We start from the raw sequence: 22,863 nt of genomic DNA on the forward strand, positions 1-22,863 counted from the left end.
GAGGGAACTGATGGGTATCGAGGAGAAGCTGCCGAGCGGCTTCCTGCTCACCAGCGTGGAGGCCGCCGCGGGCTGGGTGCGGAAGGCTTCGGTCTTCCCGGCGACCTTCGGTCTGGCCTGCTGCGCGATCGAGATGATGACCACCGGCGCGGGCCGCTACGACCTGGCCCGGTTCGGCATGGAGGTCTTCCGGGGCTCGCCCCGGCAGGCCGACCTGATGATCGTGGCGGGCCGGGTGAGCCAGAAGATGGCGCCGGTGCTGCGGCAGGTCTACGACCAGATGCCGAACCCGAAGTGGGTCATCTCGATGGGCGTGTGCGCCTCCTCGGGCGGCATGTTCAACAACTACGCGATCGTCCAGGGCGTCGACCACATCGTCCCGGTGGACATCTACCTGCCGGGCTGCCCGCCCCGCCCGGAGATGCTGCTGGACGCGATCGTCAAGCTGCACGAGAAGATCCAGCACGAGAAGCTCGGCGTGAACCGCCGCCGGGCCGAGGAGGAGGCCGAGCGCCTCGCGCTGCAGGCCGTCCCGACCAGCGAGATGCGGGGGCTGCTGCGATGAGCGACTCCGACAAGCCGGAGCAGGCGCCCGAGGTGCCGGCGACCCGGCGGGAGATCCCGGTCGAGGTGGTCGGCCGCCGGCAGGGCATGTTCGGCGCCCGCGGCACCGGCGACACCTCCGGCTTCGGGGGCCTGGACGCCCCGATCGTGCTGCCCGGCGCCAGCGAGCGCCCCTACGGCGGCTGGTTCGACGAGGTGGCCGACGAGTTCGAGGGCGCGCTGGAGGAACAGGGCCTCGACGTCGCCGACGTGATCGGCAAGACCGTCGTCGACCGCGGCGAACTGACCTTCCACATCGAGCGCGAGCACCTGCTGAAGTCGGTGCGCATCCTGCGCGACGACCCGGCGCTCCGCTTCGAGCTGTGCCTGGGCGTCAGCGGCGTGCACTACCCGCAGGACAGGGGCCGGGAGCTGCACGCCGTCTACCACCTGCGCTCGATCACCCACACCCGGCTGATCCGGCTGGAGGTCACCGCGCCCGACGCGGACCCGCGCGTCCCGTCCGTGGTGAGCGTCTACCCGACCAACGACTGGCACGAGCGGGAGACCTACGACTTCTTCGGCCTGGTCTTCGAGGGCCACCCGGCGCTCACCCGGATCATGATGCCGGACGACTGGCTGGGCCACCCGCAGCGCAAGGACTACCCGCTCGGCGGCATCCCCGTCGAGTACAAGGGCGCCCAGATCCCGGCTCCCGACCAGCGGAGGTCGTACAGCTGATGAGCAGCACCCACTACGAAGCAGGCGCCCGGGAGACCACCGAGGGACGGGTGTTCACCGTCACCGGCGGCGACTGGGGCGAGGTCGCCGAGGCGGTGGCCGGCGCCGACGACGAGCGGATCATCGTCAACATGGGCCCGCAGCACCCGTCCACCCACGGCGTGCTGCGGCTGATCCTGGAGATCGACGGCGAGACGGTCACCGAGGCCCGCTGCGGCATCGGCTACCTGCACACCGGCATCGAGAAGAACATGGAGTTCCGCAACTGGGTGCAGGGCACCACGTTCGTGACGCGGATGGACTACCTCACCCCGCTGTACAACGAGACCGCCTACTGCCTGGCCGTGGAGAAGCTGCTCGGGATCACCGCCGACGTGCCCGAGCGGGCCACCGTGATCCGGGTGCTGATGATGGAGCTCAACCGGATCTCCTCGCACCTGGTGGCACTGGCCACCGGCGGCATGGAGATCGGCTCCACCACCCTGATGATCTACGGCTTCCGGGACCGCGAGGTCGTCCTGGACATCTTCGAGCTGGTCACCGGCCTGCGGATGAACCACGCCTACGTCCGCCCCGGCGGCCTGGCCCAGGACCTGCCGCCCGGCGCGGTCGACAAGATCCGCGAGGGCGTCAACCTGCTGCGCTCGCGGATGCACGAGTACGACAAACTGGCCACCGACAACCCGGTGTTCAAGGCCCGGCTGGTCGACGTCGGCTTCCTCGACCTGCCCGGCTGCCTGGCGCTCGGCGCCACCGGCCCGATCCTGCGGGCCACCGGGCTGCCGCACGACCTGCGCAAGTCCGACCCGTACTGCGGCTACGAGACCTACGACTTCGACGTCGCGGTGGCCGACACCGCGGACTCCTACGGGCGGTTCCTGATCCGGCTGGAGGAGATGCGGCAGTCGCTGCGGATCGTCGAGCAGTGCCTGGAGCGGCTGGCCCCCGGGCCGGTCATGGTGGCCGACAAGAAGATCGCCTGGCCGTCCCAGCTGGCCGTCGGCCCCGACGGCATGGGCAACTCGCTGGACCACATCCGGAAGATCATGGGCACCTCGATGGAGGCCCTGATCCACCACTTCAAGCTGGTCACCGAGGGCTTCAAGGTCCCGGTCGGCCAGGCCTACGCCGCGGTGGAGTCGCCCAAGGGCGAACTCGGCGTGCACGTGGTCAGCGACGGCGGCACCCGGCCCTACCGGGTGCACTTCCGCGACCCGTCGTTCACCAACCTGCAGACGATGGCCGCGATGTGCGAGGGCGGCCCGCTGGCCGACGTGATCGTGGCGGTGGCCGGGATCGACCCGGTGATGGGAGGCGTGGACCGGTGAGCAGCACAGAACTCGGCCTGCCGGCGCTGCCGGCCAAGCCCTACCCGCCGGAGGTCGAGCAGCGACTCGCCGCCGACGCCCGGGAGTTGATCGCCCGCTACCCGCAGTCCCGCTCGGCGCTGCTGCCGCTGCTGCACCTGGTGCAGGCCGAGGACGGCTGCGTCACGCCGACCGGCATCCGGTTCTGCGCCGAGCAGTTGGACCTGACCACCGCCGAGGTCACCGCGGTCGCCACCTTCTACACCATGTACCGGCGGCGCCCGGCCGGCGAGTACCACGTCGGCGTGTGCACCAACACGCTGTGCGCGGTGCTCGGCGGCGACCAGATCTTCGACGAGCTCTCCGAGCACCTCGGGATCGCCAACAACCGCACCACCGAGGACGGTTCGGTCTCGATCGAGCGGATCGAGTGCAACGCGGCCTGCGACTACGCCCCCGTGGTGATGGTCAACTGGGAGTTCTTCGACAACCAGACGCCGGAGAGCGCCAAGCAGCTGGTCGACCAGCTGCGCGCCGGGCAGGAGGTGGCGCCCACCCGCGGCGCCAAGCTCTGCTCGTTCAAGCAGACCTCCCGCATCCTGGCCGGCTTCGCCGACGAGCGCCCCGGCGCGGTCGACGAGTCCGGGGCCGGCGGCGCGCCCTCGCTGGCCGGCCTGCGGCTGGCCCGGGGCGAGGCGCTGCCCGGCACCCCGGGCGCCAAGGTGGTCTCCCCGCGGCACGAAGGGACGGAAGCGTGATGACCTCCGCCGAGCCGGCCGAGAAGCTCCTCTCCCCGGTCCTCTCCGCGTCCTGGGACGACCAGCGCCCCTGGACCCTGGAGACCTACCGCCGCCACGGCGGCTACGACGGCCTGGCCGCCGCCCTCGCGATGCCCCCGGACGACGTGATCGCCCTGGTCAAGGACGCCGGCCTGCGCGGCCGCGGCGGCGCCGGCTTCCCCACCGGCATGAAGTGGCAGTTCATCCCGCAGAACGACGGCAAGCCGCACTACCTGGTGGTCAACGCCGACGAGTCCGAGCCGGGCACCTGCAAGGACATCCCGCTGCTGTTCGCCAACCCGCACGCGCTGATCGAGGGCATGGTCATCGCCTCGTACGCGATCCGCTGCGAGCACGCCTTCGTCTACCTGCGCGGCGAGGTCGTCCCGGTGCTGCGCCGCCTCCAGGCGGCCGTCGCCGAGGCGTACGAGGCCGGGTACCTCGGCAAGGACATCCAGGGCTCCGGCATCGACCTGGACATCACCGTGCACGCCGGCGCGGGCGCGTACATCTGCGGCGAGGAGACCGCGCTGCTCGACTCGCTGGAGGGCCGCCGCGGCCAGCCCCGGCTGCGCCCGCCGTTCCCGGCGATCGCCGGCCTGTACGCCTGCCCGACGGTGGTGAACAACGTCGAGTCGATCGCCTCGGTGCCGCCGATCCTGGCCCGCGGCAAGGACTGGTTCACGTCGCTGGGCACCGAGAAGTCGCCCGGCTTCACGCTGTACTCGCTCTCCGGGCACGTCACCAACCCCGGCCAGTACGAGGCGCCGCTCGGCATCACGCTGCGCCAGCTGCTGGACGTCTCCGGCGGCGTCCGGGCCGGGCACCGGATCAAGTTCTGGACCCCGGGCGGCTCCTCGACCCCCATGTTCACCGAGGAGCACCTGGACGTCCCGCTGGACTACGAGGGCGTCGGCGCGGCCGGCTCGATGCTCGGCACCAAGGCGCTCCAGGTCTTCGACGAGACCACCTGCGTGGTGCGGGCCGTCACCCGGTGGACCGAGTTCTACGCCCACGAGTCCTGCGGCAAGTGCACCCCGTGCCGCGAGGGCACCTACTGGCTGGTCCAGCTGCTCAAGCGGATCGAGGCCGGGCAGGGCGCGGCCGGCGACCTGGAGAAGCTGCTGGACATCGCCGACAACATCAACGGCAAGTCCTTCTGCGCGCTGGGCGACGGCGCGGCCAGCCCGATCGTCTCCTCGCTCCAGCACTTCCGCGCCGAGTACCAGCAGCACATCGACGAACACCGCTGCCCGTTCGACCCGGCGGCCTCCACCGTCTGGGCCGGCCGGGCCTCCGCCCACGAGTCCGCCACCGAGAGGGAGGTGCACGCGTGACGGTCACGGAGCCTTCCACCCAGACCGAGCTGGTCACGCTCACCATCGACGGCACCGAGGTCAGCGTCCCCAAGGGCACGCTGGTGATCCGCGCCGCCGAGCAGATCGGCACCCAGGTCCCGCGCTTCTGCGACCACCCGCTGCTCGACCCCGCCGGGGCGTGCCGCCAGTGCATCGTGGAGGTCGAGGGGCAGCGCAAGCCGGTCGCCTCCTGCACCGTCCCGGTCGCCGAGGGCATGGTGGTGCGCACCCAGCTGTCCTCGCCGGTCGCCGAGAAGGCGCAGCGCGGCGTGATGGAACTGCTGCTGATCAACCACCCGCTGGACTGCCCGGTCTGCGACAAGGGCGGCGAGTGCCCGCTGCAGAACCAGGCGATGTCCACCGGCGACCCCGACTCCCGGTTCGAGGGCGTCAAGCGGACGTACGAGAAGCCGGTCCCGCTCTCCACCCAGGTGCTGCTGGACCGCGAGCGCTGCGTGCTGTGCGCCCGCTGCACCCGCTTCTCGCAGCAGATCGCCGGCGACCCGTTCATCGACCTGGTGGAGCGCGGCGCGCTCCAGCAGGTCGGCACCGGCGCGGACCAGCCGCTGGACTCCTACTTCTCCGGCAACACCATCCAGATCTGCCCGGTCGGCGCGCTCACCTCCGCCGCCTACCGGTTCCGCTCCCGCCCGTTCGACCTGGTCTCCTCCCCGTCGGTGTGCGAGCACTGCTCGGCGGGCTGCGGGCAGCGCACCGACCACCGGCGCGGCAAGGTGCTGCGGCGCCTGGCCGGCAACGAGCCGGAGGTCAACGAGGAGTGGAACTGCGACAAGGGCCGGTTCGCGTTCCGCTACGCCCAGCAGCGCGACCGCCTCACCACCCCGCTGGTCCGCCGCGACGGCGAACTCGTCGCCGCGTCCTGGCCGGAGGCGCTGGCCCGGGCCGCCGAGGGGCTGCGCGGGGCGCGCGCCGCGGTGCTCGCGGGCGGCCGGGTGACGGTCGAGGACGCGTACGGCTACGGCAAGTTCGCCCGCGTCGCGCTCGGCACCAACGACGTCGACTTCCGGGCCCGGCCGCACAGCGCCGAGGAGGCCGACTTCCTGGCGGCGGCGGTCGCGGGGACGGGCGTGGACCTGGACGGCGGCGGGGTGACCTACCGGCAGCTGGAGGCCGCCCCGGCGGTGCTGCTGGTCGGGCTGGAGGCCGAGGAGGAGGCGCCGATCGTCTTCCTGCGGCTGCGCAAGGCCAACCGGGCGTCCGGGCTGCGGGTGTTCTCGATCGCCTCGCACGCCTCCCGCGGCCTGGCCAAGCTGCACGGCGCGCTGCTGCCGGCCGCCCCCGGCACCGAGGTCGAGTGGCTGGCGGCGCTGGCCGGCGACGAGGTGCTCGCCGACGACGCCGGACGCTGCGCGGACGCGCTGCGCTCCCCGGGCGCCGTCGTGCTGGTCGGCGAGCGGCTCGCGCAGACCGCCGGCGGCCCGACCGCCGCGCTGCGCCTGGCGCACGCCACCGGGGCGAGGCTCGCCTGGGTGCCGCGCCGGGCCGGTGAGCGCGGCGCCGTCGAGGCGGGCGCGCTGCCCGGGCTGCTGCCCGGCGGCCGGGCCGTCGCGGTGCCCGCCGCCCGCGCCGAGGCCGCCGCGCACTGGGGCGTCGCCGAGCTGCCGGCCCGCCCCGGCCGCGACACCGGCGAGATCCTGGCCGCCGCCGCCGCGGGCGAGCTCGACGCGCTGGTGGTCGGCGGGGTCGGCCTGGAGGACCTGCCGGACCCGGCGCTGGCCGAGGCGGCGCTGGCCCGGGCGGAGTTCGTGCTCTCGCTGGAGCTGCGCCCGTCCGCGGTCACCGCGCACGCCGACGTGGTGCTGCCGGTCGCGGCGGTCGCCGAGAAGGCCGGCACCTTCCTGGACTGGGAGGGCCGGGTCCGGATGTTCGAACCCGCGCTCAAGCCCGACCAGTTGATGCGCGGCCACCTGCACGCCGACGTCCGGGTGCTGAACATGCTCGCGGACGCGCTGGACCGGCCGATCGGCCTGCCCGACGTCCGGGCGGCCCGGCTGGAGCTGGACCGCTTCACCCCGTGGCAGGGCGCCCGCCCGGCCGCGCCCGCCGCGCACCCCGCCGCGCTGCCCCGCCCGGCCACCGGGCAGGCCGTGCTGGCCGGGCACCGGATGCTGCTGGACCACGGCTCGCTGCAGGACGGCGACACCCACCTGGCCGGCACCCGGCACCCGGTGGTGGCCCGGCTGTCCGCGGCCACCGCCGCCGAGGTCGGCGCGCGCGGCGCGCTGCGGGTCACCGGACCGGCCGGGTCGCTGACCCTGCCGCTGGAGATCACCGACGCGATGCCGGACCGCACGGTCTGGCTGCCGCTCAACTCGACGCCGGACGGCGGCGCGTACCGCACGCTCGGCACCACGGTCGGCCACCTGGTCACCATCGCCCCGGCGGAGGAATCATGAGCCCCCTCGCTGCCCCCCTGGCCGCCGCCGACACGCTCGGCTTCTTCGGCCGCGACCCGTGGTGGCTGGTGCTGCTGAAGGCGGTGTTCTGCTTCGCGTTCCTGGTGCTGACGGTGCTGATCGCCATCGTCTGGGAGCGCAAGGTCGTCGCCTGGATGCAGCTGCGGATCGGCCCGAACCGGCACGGCCCGTGGGGCATGCTGCAGTCGCTGGCCGACGGCGTGAAGCTGGCGCTCAAGGAAGACCTGGTGGTCAAGGGCGCCGACAAGGCGGTCTACGTGCTGGCGCCGGTGGTGGCGGCGATCCCCGCGTTCATGGCGTTCGCGGTGATCCCGTTCGGCCCGGCCGACAACCAGGTGTCGATCTTCGGCACCCGGACGCCGCTCCAGCTGACCGACCTGCCGATCGCGCTGCTGTACATCCTGGCCACCGCCTCGGTGGGCATCTACGGCATCGTGCTGGCCGGCTGGTCGTCCGGCTCGACGTACCCGCTGCTCGGCGGCATCCGCTCCTCCGCGCAGATGATCAGCTACGAGATCGCGATGGGCCTGTCCTTCGCGGCGGTGTTCATCTACTCGGGCTCGATGTCCACCTCGGAGATCGTCTCCTCGCAGCAGCCCACCTGGTTCGCGGTGCTGCTGCCGGTGTCCTTCATCGTGTACGTCATCGCGATGGTCGGCGAGACCAACCGGGCCCCGTTCGACCTCCCGGAGGCCGAGGGCGAGCTGGTCGGCGGCTTCAACACCGAGTACTCCTCGCTGAAGTTCGCGATGTTCATGCTGGCCGAGTACGTCAACATGGTCACCGTCTCGGCGGTCGCCTCCACCCTGTTCCTGGGCGGCTGGCGCGCCCCGTGGCCCGTCTCGACCTTCTGGGAGGGCGCCAACCACGGCTGGTGGCCGATGCTCTGGATCGTGCTGAAGATCCAGCTGCTGCTGTTCTTCTTCATCTGGCTGCGCGGCACCCTGCCCCGGCTGCGCTACGACCAGTTCATGAAGCTCGGCTGGAAGGTGCTCATCCCGGTCTCGCTGGTCTGGCTGGTGATGGTCGCCACCGTGCGGGCGCTGCGCAACGAGGGCTACGACTTCGCCAAGGTGGTGCTGTACGTGGGCGCGCCGCTGGCGGTGGTCCTGCTGGCCGCGCTGGTGGTCGACCTGCTGCGCAAGAAGCCCGCCGAACCGCCCGCCGCCGAGCCGGCGTTCGACCCGATGGCCGGGGGCTACCCCGTGCCGCCGCTGCCCGGGCAGGAACTGCCGCCCGTCCCGCGCCGCCGCCGCCGGACCCCGCAACTCCAGGACGCCCTCAACGGGGCCGACCATTCCGAAGGGAGCTGATCCGAGAATGTCTGACGAGTCCTCCGAGACCTCAGAGAAGTCGGTCCTCGGGCCGGCCGCCGGCTTCGGCGTGACCTTCAGGGCCATGTTCAAGAAGCGGCTCACCGAGCAGTACCCGGAGTACAAGAAGCCCACCGCTCCGCGCTTCCACGGCCGCCACCAGCTCAACCGGCACCCGGACGGACTGGAGAAGTGCGTCGGCTGCGAGCTGTGCGCCTGGGCCTGCCCGGCCGACGCCATCTACGTCGAGGGCGCCGACAACCGGGACGAGGAGCGCTACTCGCCCGGCGAGCGCTACGGCGCGGTCTACCAGATCAACTACGCCCGCTGCATCCTGTGCGGGCTGTGCATCGAGGCGTGTCCGACCCGGGCGCTGACCATGACCAACGAGTACGAGCTCGCGGACTCCTCCCGGCAGGACCTGATCTTCACCAAGGAGCAGCTGCTGGTCGGGCTGACCGAGGGCATGGTCGACGCCCCGCACGCGATCTTCCCGGGCGCCGACGAGGGCGCGTACTACCGGGGCGAGGTCACCGGCGCGGCGCCCGGCACCGTCCGGCAGGAGCGGCACGAGCGCGAGAAGGAGGAGCGGTCATGACCTCCACCGGCGAGGCCGTGCAGTTCTGGGTGCTGGCCGTGGTCGCGGTCGGCGGGGCGCTCGGCATGCTGCTGATGCGGAAGGCCGTGCACTCGGCGCTCTGCCTGGCGGCCACCATGCTCGCGCTGGCGGTCTGCTACATGGCGCAGGGCGCGGTCTTCCTCGGCGTGGTGCAGATCGTGGTCTACACCGGCGCGATCATGATGCTGTTCCTGTTCGTGGTGATGCTGGTCGGCGTCTCCTCGGCGGACTCGCTCAAGGAGCAGCTGAAGGGCCAGCGGATCGCCGCGGTGCTCTGCGGCCTGGGCTTCGGCGTGCTGCTGATCGCCGGCCTGGCCAACGCCCACCTGCGCAACTTCACCGGCCTGTCCGGGGCGAACGCCGAGGGCAACGTGCAGGGCCTGGCCCGGCTGATCTTCACCAAGTACGTCTGGGCGTTCGAGGTGACCGGCGCGCTGCTGATCACCGCGGCGGTCGGCGCGATGGTGCTGACCCACCGTGAGAAGGTCCGCGCCCCGCTGACCCAGCGCCAGCTGGCCGCCCGGCGGGTCAGGGACAACATCCAGGTGCCGCCGCTGCCCGCCCCCGGCGTGTACGCCCGGCACAACGCGGTGGACGTCCCGGCGCTGCTGCCGGACGGCACCGTCGCCGAGGACTCGGTGATGGGCACCCTGCGCGAGCGCGGCCAGATCCGCGACGTCAGCCAGGAGATGCTCCGGCGGATGGCCGAGCTGGAGGAGACCACGGCCGACTGGCTGGGCCGCCCGTCCTCCGCCCGCCCCAAGGTGTCCGGGCCGCGCCAGGCGCTGGAGACCGTGCCGACCCCGACGTCGGCCCCGACCGAGGAGGAGGCGGAGTGAACCCGGCCAACTACCTGTACCTCGCCGCGCTGCTGTTCACCATCGGCGCCTCCGGGGTGCTGCTGCGGCGCAACGCGATCGTGCTGTTCATGTGCGTGGAGCTGATGCTGAACGCCTCGAACCTGGCGCTGGTCACCTTCTCCCGGATGCACGGCAACCTGGACGGCCAGATCATCGCGTTCTTCACCATGGTGGTCGCGGCGGCCGAGGTCGTGGTCGGCCTCGCCATCATCGTCTCGATCTTCCGGACCAGGCACTCCGCTTCGGTCGACGACAGCAACCTGATGAAGCTGTAGGCGGAGGGCCCTTCACAGTGAACTCTCTCATTCCGCTGCTGATCGCGGCGCCGCTGGCCGGTGCTGCCCTGCTGCTGCTCGGCGGACGGGTCCTGGACCGGTCCGGGCACTGGATCGCGACCCTGCTGGCCGCGCTCTCCTTCGCCTTCGGACTGGCCCTGTTCGCGGACATGCTCGGCCGGGACGCCGAGCACCGCGCCGTCACCGAGCGGCTGTTCAGCTGGATCCCGGTCGACGGCTTCCAGGCCGACGTCTCCTTCCAGCTCGACCAACTCTCGGTCACCTTCGTCCTGCTGATCACCGGCGTCGGCACCCTGATCCACCTGTACTCGGTGGGCTACATGGCGCACGACGAGCGCCGCCGCCGCTTCTTCGCCTACCTGAACCTGTTCCTGGCCGCCATGCTGGTGCTGGTGCTGGCCGACAACTACCTGCTGCTGTACGTCGGTTGGGAGGGCGTCGGGCTGGCGTCCTACCTGCTGATCGGGTTCTGGCAGCACAAGCCGAGCGCCGCGACGGCCGCCAAGAAGGCGTTCATCGTCAACCGGGTCGGCGACATGGGCCTGTCCATCGCGATCATGCTGATGTTCGTCGAGTTCGGCTCGTTCGCCTTCCGGCCGGTGTTCGCCACCGCGGGCGACGCGAGCGAGGGCAAGCTCACCGCGATCGCGCTGATGCTGCTGCTGGCGGCCTGCGGCAAGTCCGCCCAGGTGCCGCTGCAGTCCTGGCTGGGCGACGCGATGGAGGGCCCGACCCCGGTCTCCGCGCTGATCCACGCGGCCACCATGGTCACCGCCGGCGTCTACCTGATCGTCCGCTCCGGGGCGATCTTCGACCTGGCGCCGGACGCCCGGACCGCCGTGGTGGTGGTCGGCACGGTGACGCTGCTGTTCGGTGCGATCGTCGGTTGCGCCAAGGACGACATCAAGAAGGCGCTGGCCGGGTCGACCATGTCGCAGATCGGCTACATGGTCATGGCCGCGGGCCTGGGCCCGATCGGCTACGCCTTCGCCATCATGCACCTGGTCACCCACGGCTTCTTCAAGGCCGGGATGTTCCTCGGCGCCGGGTCGGTCATGCACGGCATGAACGACGAGGTGAACATGCGGCACTACGGCGGCCTGCGCAAGCACATGCCGGTCACCTTCGTCACCTTCGGCCTCGGCTACCTGGCGATCATCGGCTTCCCGGGCCTGTCCGGCTTCTTCTCCAAGGACAAGATCATCGAGGCGGCGTTCGCCAGGGGCGGCACCGAGGGCTGGATCCTCGGCCTGTGCGCCCTGCTCGGCGCCGCGGTCACCGCGTTCTACATGACCCGGGTGATGGTGCTGACCTTCTTCGGCGAGAAGCGCTGGCAGCCGGACGCCGAAACCGGCGAACCGCCGCACCCGCACGAGTCCCCGAGGACCATGACCGTCCCGATGGTCGTGCTGGCCTTCGGCTCGGTCTTCGCCGGCGGCCTGTTCGCCTTCGGCAGCTCCTTCCTGCACTGGCTGGAGCCGGTCACCGGCCACGCCGAGGGCGACTCGCCGCTGTCCCCGCTCGCGGTCAGCCTGATCGCCACCGCCTGCATGCTGGCCGGCGCGGGCCTGGCCTGGCAGATGTACGGCCGCGGCCCCGTCCCGGTCACGGCCCCGATCGGCTCCCCGCTCACCCGGGCCGCCCGCCGCGACCTGCTCCAGGACGACTTCAACCACGCCGTCCTGGTCCGCCCCGGCTCGGCACTGGCCGCCACCCTGGTCTGGTTCGACAGCCGGGGCCTGGACGGCTTCGTCAACGGCCTGGCCGCCGCGATCGGCGGACTCTCCGGCCGGCTGCGCCGGATCCAGACCGGCTACGTCCGCACGTACGCGCTCTCCATGTTCGGCGGCACGCTGGTGCTGGTCGCCTCCACTCTCCTGATGAGGTCGGTCTGATGAGCTACCTCCTCTCCGCCACCTGTGCCGTCCCGGCCGCCGGAGCGGTGCTCACCGCCGCCCTCCCGGCCGGGACCAGCGAGGCCCGGCGGCGCACCACCAAGACCGTCGCGCTGGCGGTCTCCGCCGTCACCCTCGGCCTGGCCGCCGCGATCGCCGCCTCCTACGAACCCGGCGGCGCCCGCTACCAGTTGACCGAGTCCTACTCCTGGATCCGCTCCTTCGGGATCAGCTTCTCGCTGGGCGCGGACGGCATCGGCACCGCGCTGGCGCTGCTCACCGCCGTGCTGGTGCCGCTGGTGATGCTGGCCGGCTGGCACGACGCGGACCCGGCCGTCCCCGAGGGCTCGTTCGAGTCCAAGCGGCGCACCCAGGCGTTCTTCGCGCTGATCCTGGCCGTCGAGGCGATGGTGCTGGTGTCCTTCCTGGCCACCGACGTCTTCGTGTTCTACGTGTTCTTCGAAGCCATGCTGATCCCGATGTACTTCCTGATCGGCGGCTTCGGCGACCGGGCCGGCGGCCCCGACTCGGACCGCCAGCGCTCCTACGCCGCCGTCAAGTTCCTGCTGTACAACCTGCTCGGCGGCCTGGTCATGCTGGCCGCCGTGATCGGCCTGTACGTGGCGGCCGGGAACCAGGGGCAGGCGACGTTCAGCCTGACCGCGCTGACCGACGCGATCTCCTCCGGCAAGCTGGTCATCGGCCCCGACGCGCAGCGGGCGCTGTTCCTCGGCTTCTTCTTCGCCTTCGCGGTGAAGGCCCCGATGTGGCCGCTGCACACCTGGCTGCCGAACGCGATGGGCGAGTCCACCGCCGGGACGGCCGTGCTGATCACCGCGGTGGTCGACAAGGTCGGCACCTTCGCGATGCTGCGCTTCTGCCTGGGCCTGTTCCCGGACGCGTCGAAGACCTTCGCCCCGGTGATCATGGTGCTGGCGCTGATCGGCATCGTCTACGGCGCGCTGGTCGCGATCGGCCAGAAGGACATCAAGCGGCTGGTCGCCTACGCGTCCATCTCGCACTTCGGGTTCATCATCCTGGGCGTCTTCGCGATGACCAGCCAGGGCCAGTCCGGCGCGACGCTCTACATGGTCAACCACGGCATCTCCACCGCCGCGTGGATGCTGGTGGCCGGCTTCCTGATCTCCCGCCGCGGCTCCCGCCTGATCGCCGACTACGGCGGCGTGCAGAAGGTCGCCCCGGTGTTGGCCGGCACCTTCCTGATCGGCGGCCTGGCCACCCTGTCGCTGCCCGGCATGGCCCCGTTCGTCAGCGAGTTCCTGGTCCTGGTCGGCACCTTCAGCCGCTACCCGGCGCTCGGCGTCATCGCCACCTTCGGCATCGTGCTGGCCGCGCTGTACGCCCTGCTGCTGTACCAGCGCACCATGACCGGCCCGGTCAAGGCCGGCGTCGAGGGCGTCAAGGACCTCAAGGCCCGCGAACTCGCCGTCGTCGCCCCGCTGGTGGCGCTGACCCTGCTGCTGGGCGTCTACCCGAAGCCGCTCACCGACCTGGTCAACCCGTCCGTGAACGACACCCTCAGCCAGGTCCACCGCACCGACCCCGCGCCGGCCCACCCGGTCGCCGCCACCAACGGAGGTGAGCAGGAGTGAACCCCGTCCACGCGCTGGCCGCCGCCGGCGGCAACAGCCCGAGCATCCCCGCCCCGCACATCGAGTACGGCCAGCTCTCCCCGATGCTGGTGGTCTTCGGCGCCGCGGTGCTGGGCGTCCTGGTCGAGGCGTTCCTGCCCCGCCGGCTGCGCGCCACCACCCAGCTGGGCGTCTCGCTGCTCGGCCTCGGCGGCGCCTTCGCCGCCGTGGTGGTGCTCGCCGCGCAGGGCCACGCCACGACCAGGGCCGGGCTGCTGGCGATGGGCGCGGTCGCCATCGACGGCCCCGCGCTGTTCCTCCAGGGCGTGATCCTGCTGACCGCGGTGCTGACCGTGCTCACCTACGCCGAGGGCCGGCTGGAGCCGCGGATCAACGGCCACCGGGTCGACGCGTTCGCCGCCCAGGCCGCGGCCGTCCCCGGCGGCGAGCAGGAGCGCGACGCCACCCGCGAGGGCCTGCGCACCACCGAGATCTACCCGCTCACCCTGTTCGCGGTCGGCGGCATGCTGCTCTTCCCGGCCGCCAACGACCTGCTGACCATGTTCGTGGCGCTGGAGGTGCTCTCCCTCCCGCTGTACCTGATGTGCGCGCTCGCCCGCCGCCGCCGGCTGATCTCCCAGGAGGCGGCCGTCAAGTACTTCCTGCTCGGCGCGTTCGCCTCGGCGTTCTTCCTGTTCGGCACCGCCCTGCTGTACGGCTACGCGGGCTCGGTCCAGCTCGGCGAGATCGCCGACGCGGTCTCCGGCGTCGCCCCGGTCACCCCGGCGCTGGCCGTCACCACCCAGAACGACGCGCTGCTGCTGATCGGCCTGGCCATGCTGGCCGTCGGCCTGCTGTTCAAGGTCGGCGCGGTGCCCTTCCACTCCTGGACGCCGGACGTCTACCAGGGCGCCCCGACGCCCGTCACCGGGTTCATGGCGGCCGCCACCAAGACCGCCGCGTTCGGCGCCCTGCTGCGGCTGTTCTACGTCGCCTTCCCCGGCCTGCGCTGGGACTGGCGGCCGGTCATGTGGGGCGTGGCGATCCTCACCATGGTGGTCGGCGCGGTCCTCGCCGTCACCCAGCAGGACGTCAAGCGGCTGCTCGCCTACTCCTCGGTCGCGCACGCCGGGTTCATCCTCACCGGCCTGATCGCCACCGACCGGCGCGGCGTCTCGGCGGTCCTCTTCTACCTGCTGGCGTACTCCTTCGTGACGCTCGGCGCGTTCGCCGTGACCACCCTGGTGCGCGACTCCAAGGGCGAGGCCACCCACCTGTCCAGCTGGGCCGGACTGGGCCGCCGCTCGCCGCTGCTGGCCGCGGTGTTCGCGCTGTTCCTGCTGGCCTTCGCGGGCATCCCGCTGACCTCCGGCTTCACCGGCAAGTTCGCGGTCTTCCAGGCCGCGGCCGAGGGCGGGGCCACCCCGCTGGTCATCGTCGGCGTGCTCTCCTCCGCGGTCGCCGCGTTCTTCTACATCCGGGTCATCGTGCTGATGTTCTTCTCCGACCCGCAGCCCTCCGGCCCCGCCGTCGCCGTGCCCAGCCCGCTCACCGCCACCGCCATCGGCGTCGGCGTCCTGGTCACCCTCGGACTCGGCCTGCTCCCGCAGTACTTCCTCGACCTGGCCTCCAGGGCCTCGCTGTTCGTCCGCTGACCCGCCCCCGCGGCCCCGGCCCCGGCCCCCACCGGGGCGGGGGCCGGACGGCCGTTCGGGGGGTGAACGGCGCGCCGGTGAAGCGTTTCGCCACTCGTCGCCACCCGTAGGCTCGGCTCCTACACTGGGTGCAGGAGGTGGCCATGACTGCCGAACCGATCGACTGGACGTCCCCGCCCTCGGGAGGCTGGACCTACGACCAGGTCAAGGACCTCGATCTGCCCTTCGAGTTCGAGTTGGTGGATGGGGCGATCGTGGTTCGCGGCATGACCAATCTGTGGCACGACACCGTGCGCGACGAGCTGTACTTCGCACTCCGCAGCGCCCGGCGGGACCCGCACCAGGCTGCCGCCGAGCGTTGCGTGCTGGTCGACCCCTACAACGTGCCCAAGCCCGACGTGATCGTCTTCGACCGCACGGGGCTCGACTTCTTCACCACGGAGTGCGTCCCGGCCACCGCCGTGGCCCTCGCCGTCGAGGTGGTCTCGCACGGCTCGCGCAGCGACGACCGGTTCCGCAAGCCCGGCATGTACGCCGAGGCGGGCGTGCCGTTCTTCTGGCGGGTCGAGCGCGGCGAGGACGGCCTCCCCGTGGTCTACGAGTTCCACCTGGACGCGGAGACCGGCGTGTACGCCCCGGCACCCGGCACGGCCGTCCACCACGGCACGCTGCGCACCCTCCTGCCGTACCCCGTCGAAGTGGATCTGACCCGGATCGTCCCGCGCTGACCAGCGCCCTCCCTGCCGCCTCCCGCCACCGGGGGAGTCGGGCCCATGCCCGTGCAGTGATCCACTCCGGACCGGATACGCTGCTTCGTATGTGCATCGGCGGCGCTGAGGGACCGGCCCGCTGGATCGACCAGGGACAGGAGTGGTCAGCGTGACCGTCGTGGGGCCCTTCGGGCTGAGCGTGCAGGACCGCGATCTGACCCGGGACGTCCAGGCCGGGATGGAGGCCGTGGAGGCCGCCCTGGCCGAGGCCGTCAAGAGCGACGTGCCCTTCATCACGGTGACCGCCAGCCACCTCATCGAGGCCGGCGGCAAGCGCTTCCGCCCGCTGCTGGTGATGCTGGCCGCCCAGTTCGGCGACCCGGCGGCGCCCGGCGTGGTGCCCTCCGCGGTGGTCGTCGAACTGACCCACCTCGCCACGCTGTACCACGACGACGTGATGGACGAGGCGCCGGTGCGCCGCGGCGCCCCCAGCGCCAACAGCCGCTGGGACAACTCGGTGGCCATCCTCACCGGCGACTTCCTGTTCTCCCGCGCCTCCCAGGTGCTCTCCGACCTCGGCACCGAGGCCGTCCGCATCCAGTCCGACGCCTTCGAACGGCTGGTCACCGGCCAGATCCTGGAGACCGCCGGGCCGCGCCCCGAGGACGACCCGCTGCGCCACTACCTGGACGTGCTGTCCGGCAAGACCGGTTCGCTGATCGCCGTGGCCTGCCGCTTCGGCGCCCTGATGGCCGGTGCCGAGCGCTGGATCGTCGACCTGCTCACCCAGTACGGCGAGCGGATCGGCACCGCCTTCCAACTCGCCGACGACGTCCTCGACATCGCCAGCGACGGCCACGAGTCCGGCAAGACCCCCGGCACCGACCTGCGCGAGGGCGTCCCCACCCTGCCCGTGCTGCTGCTGCGCCAGATGCCCGTCGACCCGGACGACCCCGAGGACGTCCGGCTGCGCGAACTGCTCGACACCGACCTGGCCGCCGACGACGCCGCGCACGCCGAGGCGCTGCGCCTGCTGCGCCGCCACCCGGCGCTGGAGCGGGCCCGCCGCGAGACGCTGCGCTACGCCGAGGACGCCCGGGCGCTGCTCGACACGCTCCCCGACTGCTCGGCCAAGGCCGCCCTCCAGGAGCTGTGCGACACCGTCGCGATCCGCACCATGTAGCGGCCGCGGCCCGGCGCCCGCCCGGTTCTCGATAGGGTCGGTGCCATGTTGCGCGTGGTGATCGCCGAGGACTCCGTACTGCTCCGCGAGGGGCTGACCCGACTGCTGACGGACCGCGGGATGGAGGTCGTGGCGGGGGTCGGCGACGGCGACGCCCTGGTGCGGGCGGTCGACGCGCTGCACGCCGAGGGCGCCCTGCCCGACGTCGTGGTGGCGGACGTCCGGATGCCGCCGACGCACACCGACGAGGGCGTCCGGGCCTGCGTGGAGCTGCGCGGACGGCACCCCGCCCTGGGCGTGCTGGTGCTCTCCCAGCACGTCGAGGAGCAGTACGCGAGCGAGCTGCTGGCCGGCTCCACCCGGGGCGTGGGCTACCTGCTCAAGGACCGGGTCGCCGAGGTCCGAGAGTTCGTCGACGCGGTCGCCCGGGTCGCCGCGGGCGGCACCGCGCTGGACCCGGAGGTGGTGCAGCAGCTGCTCAGCCGCAGCCGCCAGGTCGACACCCTGGCGGCCCTGACCCCCCGCGAGCGCGAGGTGCTGGGCCTGATGGCCGAGGGCCGTACCAACGCGGCGATCGCCCGGCAGCTCGTGGTCTCCGACGGCGCGGTCGAGAAGCACGTGTCGAACATCTTCCAGAAACTGGGTTTGGGCCAGAGCCAGCAGGACCACCGGCGGGTTCTCGCCGTCCTCGCCTACCTGGAGTCCTGACCTCCCGCTGACCCGCCCGAACGGTCTGCGCGAGTTCCCCTCCAGCCGCGCCCCGCCCGCTTAGGATGCCCAGTGGTGCACCAGGCGGACGGGGCACACGGCTCACGCCCGCTGCTGGCTCCCCGACGAGGAGGTCCGCGGCAGTGACCAGTCAGGTCGATCAGTCGGAAGCAGTGGACGGTCCGGACGGCGGCGGCCCCGGCGGGGCGGCGCGGGCGGCGTCCGGGCGGACGGCGAAGCCGATCAGGCGGTTGGATCGGGTGGTCATCCGGTTCGCGGGTGACTCGGGCGACGGGATGCAGCTGACCGGGGACCGGTTCACCTCGGAGACGGCGGCGTTCGGGAACGACCTGTCGACGCTGCCGAACTTCCCGGCCGAGATCCGGGCGCCCGCCGGGACGCTGCCGGGGGTCTCCAGCTTCCAGCTGCACTTCGCGGACCACGACATCCTGACGCCGGGGGACGCGCCGGACGTGCTGGTGGCGATGAACCCGGCGGCGCTGAAGGCGAACGTGCCGGACCTGTCGCCCGGGGCGGAGATCATCGTCGACACCGACGAGTTCACCAAGCGGGCGCTGGCCAAGGTCGGCTACCCGGCGGACCCGCTGGGCGACGGCTCGCTGGCGGCGTTCCGGCTGCACCCGGTGCCGCTGACCACGCTGACCCTGGAGGCGCTCAAGGACAGCGGCCTGGCCCGCAAGGACGCCGAGCGGGCGAAGAACATGTTCGCGCTGGGCCTGCTGTCCTGGATGTACCACCGGCCCACGCACGGCACGGAGCTGTTCCTGCGGCAGAAGTTCGCGAAGAAGCCGGAGATCGCCGAGGCCAACGTGGCGGCGTTCCGGGCGGGGTGGAACTTCGGCGAGACCACCGAGGACTTCGCGGTCTCCTACGAGGTGCCGCCGGCCGAGCTGGCCCCGGGCACCTACCGCAACATCTCCGGGAACCTGGCGCTGTCCTACGGCCTGGTCGCGGCGGGGGAGTGCTCCGGGCTGCCGGTTTTCCTCGGCTCGTACCCGATCACCCCGGCCTCGGACATCCTCCACGAGCTGTCGAAGCACAAGGACTTCGGGGTGCGCACCTTCCAGGCCGAGGACGAGATCGCCGGGATCGGCGCCGCGCTGGGCGCGGCGTTCGGCGGCGCGCTGGGGGTGACCACCACCTCCGGGCCCGGGGTGGCGCTCAAGAGCGAGACGATCGGGCTGGCGGTGTCGCTGGAGCTGCCGCTGCTGGTGGTCGACATCCAGCGCGGCGGGCCGTCCACCGGCCTGCCGACCAAGACCGAGCAGGCCGACCTGCTGCAGGCGATGTTCGGCCGCAACGGCGAGGCGCCGGTGCCGATCGTGGCGCCCGCCACCCCCGCCGAGTGCTTCGGCGCGGCCCTGGACGCGGCCCGGATCGCGCTCACCTACCGCACCCCGGTGTTCCTGCTCTCGGACGGCTACCTGGCCAACGGCTCCGAGCCGTGGAAGCTCCCCGCCGTCGACGAACTCCCGGACCTGCGGGTCGAGTTCGCCACCGCGCCGAACTGCCCGGACGGCACCTTCCGCCCCTACCAGCGCGACCCGCACACGCTGGCCCGCCCCTGGGCGGTGCCCGGCACGCCCGGCCTGGAGCACCGGATCGGCGGCATCGAGAAGCAGGACGGCACCGGCGACATCTCCTACGACCCGGCCAACCACGACTTCATGGTCCGCACCCGGCAGGCCAAGGTCGACAACATCGCGGTCCCCGACGTCGAGGTCGACGACCCGGAGGGCCGGGCCCGGGTCCTGGTGCTCGGCTGGGGCTCCACCTACGGCCCGATCACCGCCGCGGTGCGCCGGGTGCGGGCCGACGGCGGCCACGTCGCCCAGGCCCACCTGCGCCACCTCAACCCCTTCCCGGCCAACCTCGGCGCGGTGCTGCGCGGCTACGAGCGGGTGATCGTCCCCGAGATGAACCTCGGCCAGCTCGCCCTGCTGCTGCGGGCCCGCTACCTCGTCGACGCCCAGTCCTACAACCAGGTCCGCGGCCTGCCGTTCAAGGCCGCCCAACTCGCCGACGTGCTGCACGCCGCCCTCGGCAGCCTCGACGCGCAGGAGAACCGATGACCGACTTCCCCGCCCTGCGCCTGGTCCCCAAGGCGGACGGGGCGCAGACCGCGAAGGACTTCAAGACCGACCAGGAGGTGCGCTGGTGCCCCGGCTGCGGCGACTACGCGATCCTCGCCGCCGTGCAGTCCTTCATGCCCGAGCTGGGCATCCGGCGCGAGAACACCGTCTTCGTCTCCGGCATCGGCTGCTCCTCGCGCTTCCCGTACTACATGAACACCTACGGGATGCACTCCATCCACGGCCGCGCCCCGGCGATCGCCACCGGCCTGGCCGCCTCCCGCCCCGACCTGTCGGTGTGGGTGGTCACCGGCGACGGCGACGCGCTCTCCATCGGCGGCAACCACCTGATCCACGCGCTGCGCCGCAACGTCAACCTGAAGATCCTGCTGTTCAACAACCGGATCTACGGCCTGACCAAGGGCCAGTACTCGCCCACCAGCGAGGTCGGCAAGATCACCAAGTCGACGCCGATGGGCTCGCTCGACGCCCCCTTCAACCCGCTCTCGCTGGCCGTCGGCGCCGAGGCCACCTTCGTGGCCCGCACCATCGACTCCGACCGCCGGCACCTGCAGTCCGTGCTGCGGGCCGCCGCGCGGCACGAGGGCACCGCGCTGGTGGAGATCTACCAGAACTGCAACATCTTCAACGACGGCGCCTTCGAGCTCCTCAAGGAGCCGGGCACCCGCGACGAGGCGCTGATCCGCCTCGAGCACGGGCAGCCGGTCCTGGTCGGCGCCGAGCGCCACGTGGTGCGCGACCCGGACGGCGAACTGCGCATCGCCCCGCGCGGCGAGGGCACCGCGATCGTCCACGACGCCCACGCGGCCGGTCCGGCCACCGCCTTCGCCCTCACCCGCCTCGCCGACGCCGACACCCTGCACCACACCCCGATCGGCGTCCTGCGCGACGTCGCCCGCCCGGTCTACGACACCCTGATGACCGAACAGCTCGCCCGCGCCGAGGCCCAGCGCGGCCGGGGCGACCTCGCCGCCCTGCTCGCGGGCCCGCACACCTGGACGGTGGGCGGGTAGCGGACCTCCCCGCCGGGGCCCGGGGGAGCACCGTTCCCCCGGGCCCCGGCGCTGTCAGCACCGTCCTCACCATTCGGGGATGACACCAGCGTTCGCGGGCCGCTACCTTTCGGGTGACACGGACGGCGCGCGGGTGAGGGGCAGGCCATGGCGGAGGGTTCGCGGGAGGCCAGGGTCGGGTTGTGGAACGGCTTCGCGGCGTACGGGATGTGGGGGCTGTTCCCGCTGTTCTGGCCGCTGCTGGAGCCCGCCGGGGCGGCCGACATCCTGGCCAACCGGATGGCCTGGTCGCTGGTCGCGGTCGCGGCGATGCTGCTGGTGCGGCGGCGCTGGGCGTGGGTCCGGCCGCTGCTGCGCCAGCCCCGGCGGCTGGGCATGCTGGCGCTCGCGGCGGCCACCGTCTCGGTGAACTGGGGCGTCTACATCTGGGGCGTGAACTCCGGGCACGTGGTGGAGACCAGCCTGGGGTACTTCATCAACCCGCTGGTGACGATCGCGTTCGGCGTGCTGGTGCTGCGCGAGCGGCTGCGCCCGGCGCAGTGGACGGCGGTGGGCGTCGGCACCGTCGCGGTGCTGGTGCTGACGGTGGCGTACGGCCGGCCGCCGTGGATCGCGCTGACGCTGGCGTTCTCGTTCGCCACCTACGGGCTGCTGAAGAAGAAGGTCGGCCTGGGCGGGGCGGAGAGCCTCGCGGTGGAGAGCGCGGTGATGTTCCCGTTCGCGGTGGCGTTCCTGGTGTACCTGGAGGTGCGCGGCCAGGGCACCCTGGGCCACCACGGCTGGGGCCACACCGCGCTGCTGGTGGCGAGCGGGGTGATCACGGCGGTCCCGCTGATGTGCTTCGGCGCGGCGGCGCTGCGGGTCCCGCTGACCACGCTGGGGCTGCTCCAGTACCTGGCGCCGGTCTCGCAGTTCCTGATCGGCGTGACGGTGTTCCACGAGACGATGGAGCCGGCCCGCTGGGCCGGGTTCGCGCTGGTCTGGGTGGCGCTGGTGGTGCTCAGCTGGGACGCGCTGCGGCGACTGCACGTCGAACGGCGGCGCACCCCGGTGCCGGCCACCGCCGCGGGCTGACGGCCGGGGCCGCCGGACGCCCGGGCGGCGGCGAGGCCGCGGGCGGGCAGCAGGCCGAAGCGGGCGAGCGGGTCGACCGGTCGGCGGGCGCGTGGAGAGCGGCGGACGGGTGCGCGGGCGCCGCGCGAGCGGGCCGGGGCGGTCCGCCGTCCCCTCCTCCGGCCCGGGGCCGCGTCGAGGGCCGGGCCGGGCCCGGGGCCGGTGAAGAACGTCTCCGCGGGATCTCCTCAACCGGATGCCCGGACTGCTAACGTCCGTGCTGCGCGACCCGGCCGCCAGCTGTCCCGGCGCGCGGGAGGAACTCCTGTGGTGCACCTCGCCCGTCCCGTGCTCCGCCACGTCCCCGCCGTCCGGCGGGAGGCCGGCGGGTCGCAGAGCGGCGAGCTGCGCATCGTCCGGCACCGCGGCCTGCCCGCCGAGATCCGCTGGCACCCCGGCACGGGCGACCCGGTCGACCTGCTGCCGCCCTACCGCCTCGACCGGGTCGAGCTCCGCCACTCCCACCTGGCCCGCCTGCACGGCCTCACCGCCGGGGTGCGCCTGGTCAGCGCCGGGTGGTCCCCGCTCTTCCTGGTCCCGCCGGCCGACCTCCCGGCCCTGGCCCTGGCCGCCGCCTCCACCCGGCGCACCGGCTTCTGACGGCCGGACGGACGGGGCCGGACAGC

20 protein-coding genes are annotated in these 22,863 nt (G+C 72.5%); all 20 read left to right on the plus strand.

The annotated features are described in order from the left end of the window. Positions 1-10 precede the first annotated feature (10 nt). A complete protein-coding gene (locus ACIQVD_RS04770) occupies positions 11-565 on the plus strand; it encodes an NADH-quinone oxidoreductase subunit B family protein (protein ID WP_030459087.1) in 555 nt (184 codons plus the stop codon). Then, positions 562-1,284 (plus strand): NADH-quinone oxidoreductase subunit C, encoded by a 723-nt coding sequence (locus tag ACIQVD_RS04775; protein WP_400682404.1) that lies wholly within the window; start codon positions 562-564, stop codon positions 1,282-1,284. Before ACIQVD_RS04770 ends, ACIQVD_RS04775 begins: the two co-directional genes overlap by 4 nt. After that, the gene (locus ACIQVD_RS04780; RefSeq protein ID WP_100836730.1) at positions 1,284-2,612 is read left to right on the plus strand and encodes an NADH-quinone oxidoreductase subunit D; all 1,329 of its coding nucleotides are present in this window, start codon (positions 1,284-1,286) and stop codon (positions 2,610-2,612) included. The genes ACIQVD_RS04775 and ACIQVD_RS04780 overlap by 1 nt, the downstream gene beginning before the upstream one ends. Further along, a complete protein-coding gene (gene nuoE, locus ACIQVD_RS04785; protein WP_400682402.1) occupies positions 2,609-3,349 on the plus strand; it encodes an NADH-quinone oxidoreductase subunit NuoE in 741 nt (246 codons plus the stop codon). Before ACIQVD_RS04780 ends, nuoE begins: the two co-directional genes overlap by 4 nt. Next, positions 3,349-4,707, plus strand: a complete 1,359-nt coding sequence (gene nuoF, locus ACIQVD_RS04790) for an NADH-quinone oxidoreductase subunit NuoF (RefSeq protein WP_400682400.1) — start codon at positions 3,349-3,351, stop codon at positions 4,705-4,707. The genes nuoE and nuoF overlap by 1 nt, the downstream gene beginning before the upstream one ends. Continuing rightward, positions 4,704-7,145 carry an NADH-quinone oxidoreductase subunit G gene (locus ACIQVD_RS04795; protein WP_402286052.1) on the plus strand — a complete coding sequence of 814 codons (2,442 nt, stop codon included), beginning with the start codon at positions 4,704-4,706 and terminating at the stop codon, positions 7,143-7,145. The genes nuoF and ACIQVD_RS04795 overlap by 4 nt, the downstream gene beginning before the upstream one ends. Next, positions 7,142-8,479 carry an NADH-quinone oxidoreductase subunit NuoH gene (gene nuoH, locus ACIQVD_RS04800; RefSeq protein WP_400682397.1) on the plus strand — a complete coding sequence of 446 codons (1,338 nt, stop codon included), beginning with the start codon at positions 7,142-7,144 and terminating at the stop codon, positions 8,477-8,479. Before ACIQVD_RS04795 ends, nuoH begins: the two co-directional genes overlap by 4 nt. 7 nt (positions 8,480-8,486) lie before the next feature. Then, entirely contained in the window at positions 8,487-9,077 is a 591-nt protein-coding gene (gene nuoI, locus ACIQVD_RS04805) for an NADH-quinone oxidoreductase subunit NuoI (protein WP_100836726.1), read from the plus strand. Then, on the plus strand, positions 9,074-9,937 hold the full coding sequence (locus ACIQVD_RS04810) for an NADH-quinone oxidoreductase subunit J (protein WP_400682395.1): 864 nt from the start codon (positions 9,074-9,076) through the stop codon (positions 9,935-9,937). The genes nuoI and ACIQVD_RS04810 overlap by 4 nt, the downstream gene beginning before the upstream one ends. Then, positions 9,934-10,233, plus strand: coding sequence for an NADH-quinone oxidoreductase subunit NuoK (gene nuoK / locus ACIQVD_RS04815; protein WP_100836724.1), 300 nt, complete (start codon positions 9,934-9,936; stop codon positions 10,231-10,233). The genes ACIQVD_RS04810 and nuoK overlap by 4 nt, the downstream gene beginning before the upstream one ends. Positions 10,234-10,250: 17 nt before the next feature. Then, positions 10,251-12,149, plus strand: coding sequence for an NADH-quinone oxidoreductase subunit L (gene nuoL / locus ACIQVD_RS04820; RefSeq protein WP_400682393.1), 1,899 nt, complete (start codon positions 10,251-10,253; stop codon positions 12,147-12,149). Then, positions 12,149-13,762, plus strand: a complete 1,614-nt coding sequence (locus ACIQVD_RS04825; RefSeq protein WP_400682391.1) for an NADH-quinone oxidoreductase subunit M — start codon at positions 12,149-12,151, stop codon at positions 13,760-13,762. The genes nuoL and ACIQVD_RS04825 overlap by 1 nt, the downstream gene beginning before the upstream one ends. Further along, entirely contained in the window at positions 13,759-15,396 is a 1,638-nt protein-coding gene (gene nuoN, locus ACIQVD_RS04830) for an NADH-quinone oxidoreductase subunit NuoN (RefSeq protein WP_400682389.1), read from the plus strand. Before ACIQVD_RS04825 ends, nuoN begins: the two co-directional genes overlap by 4 nt. Before the next feature lie 143 nt (positions 15,397-15,539). Continuing rightward, a complete protein-coding gene (locus ACIQVD_RS04835; protein WP_111554723.1) occupies positions 15,540-16,124 on the plus strand; it encodes a Uma2 family endonuclease in 585 nt (194 codons plus the stop codon). Between the two features lie 151 nt (positions 16,125-16,275). Further along, positions 16,276-17,289 (plus strand): polyprenyl synthetase family protein, encoded by a 1,014-nt coding sequence (locus ACIQVD_RS04840; protein ID WP_111554722.1) that lies wholly within the window; start codon positions 16,276-16,278, stop codon positions 17,287-17,289. Between the two features lie 45 nt (positions 17,290-17,334). Next, complete coding sequence (locus ACIQVD_RS04845; RefSeq protein ID WP_400682387.1) at positions 17,335-17,997, plus strand: LuxR C-terminal-related transcriptional regulator; 663 nt, start codon at positions 17,335-17,337, stop codon at positions 17,995-17,997. A 143-nt stretch (positions 17,998-18,140) separates the two neighbouring features. Continuing rightward, positions 18,141-20,090: a 2-oxoacid:acceptor oxidoreductase subunit alpha gene (locus tag ACIQVD_RS04850; RefSeq protein ID WP_402286059.1), complete on the plus strand. Its 1,950-nt coding sequence runs from the start codon at positions 18,141-18,143 to the stop codon at positions 20,088-20,090. Beyond that, positions 20,087-21,124 (plus strand): 2-oxoacid:ferredoxin oxidoreductase subunit beta, encoded by a 1,038-nt coding sequence (locus tag ACIQVD_RS04855; protein ID WP_400682383.1) that lies wholly within the window; start codon positions 20,087-20,089, stop codon positions 21,122-21,124. The genes ACIQVD_RS04850 and ACIQVD_RS04855 overlap by 4 nt, the downstream gene beginning before the upstream one ends. A gap of 147 nt (positions 21,125-21,271) precedes the next feature. Then, positions 21,272-22,198 carry an EamA family transporter RarD gene (rarD, locus tag ACIQVD_RS04860; protein ID WP_400682381.1) on the plus strand — a complete coding sequence of 309 codons (927 nt, stop codon included), beginning with the start codon at positions 21,272-21,274 and terminating at the stop codon, positions 22,196-22,198. 309 nt (positions 22,199-22,507) lie between these two features. Further along, on the plus strand, positions 22,508-22,837 hold the full coding sequence (locus ACIQVD_RS04865; RefSeq protein ID WP_400682380.1) for a hypothetical protein: 330 nt from the start codon (positions 22,508-22,510) through the stop codon (positions 22,835-22,837). The last annotated feature ends 26 nt before the right edge of the window (positions 22,838-22,863 follow it).

Source organism: Kitasatospora sp. NPDC090308 (assembly GCF_044769485.1).
Taxonomy (GTDB): domain Bacteria; phylum Actinomycetota; class Actinomycetes; order Streptomycetales; family Streptomycetaceae; genus Kitasatospora; species Kitasatospora fiedleri.

Bases quoted from the DNA above. Each gene is read 5' to 3' on its own strand.
- ACIQVD_RS04770 (WP_030459087.1), top strand. From the start codon at position 11: ATGGGTATCGAGGAGAAGCTGCCGAGCGGCTTCCTGCTCACCAGCGTG.
- ACIQVD_RS04775 (WP_400682404.1), top strand. From the start codon at position 562: ATGAGCGACTCCGACAAGCCGGAGCAGGCGCCCGAGGTGCCGGCGACC.
- ACIQVD_RS04780 (WP_100836730.1), top strand. From the start codon at position 1,284: ATGAGCAGCACCCACTACGAAGCAGGCGCCCGGGAGACCACCGAGGGA.
- nuoF (WP_400682400.1), top strand. From the start codon at position 3,349: ATGACCTCCGCCGAGCCGGCCGAGAAGCTCCTCTCCCCGGTCCTCTCC.
- nuoH (WP_400682397.1), top strand. From the start codon at position 7,142: ATGAGCCCCCTCGCTGCCCCCCTGGCCGCCGCCGACACGCTCGGCTTC.
- nuoI (WP_100836726.1), top strand. From the start codon at position 8,487: ATGTCTGACGAGTCCTCCGAGACCTCAGAGAAGTCGGTCCTCGGGCCG.
- ACIQVD_RS04810 (WP_400682395.1), top strand. From the start codon at position 9,074: ATGACCTCCACCGGCGAGGCCGTGCAGTTCTGGGTGCTGGCCGTGGTC.
- ACIQVD_RS04825 (WP_400682391.1), top strand. From the start codon at position 12,149: ATGAGCTACCTCCTCTCCGCCACCTGTGCCGTCCCGGCCGCCGGAGCG.
- ACIQVD_RS04835 (WP_111554723.1), top strand. From the start codon at position 15,540: ATGACTGCCGAACCGATCGACTGGACGTCCCCGCCCTCGGGAGGCTGG.
- ACIQVD_RS04845 (WP_400682387.1), top strand. From the start codon at position 17,335: ATGTTGCGCGTGGTGATCGCCGAGGACTCCGTACTGCTCCGCGAGGGG.
- ACIQVD_RS04855 (WP_400682383.1), top strand. From the start codon at position 20,087: ATGACCGACTTCCCCGCCCTGCGCCTGGTCCCCAAGGCGGACGGGGCG.
- rarD (WP_400682381.1), top strand. From the start codon at position 21,272: ATGGCGGAGGGTTCGCGGGAGGCCAGGGTCGGGTTGTGGAACGGCTTC.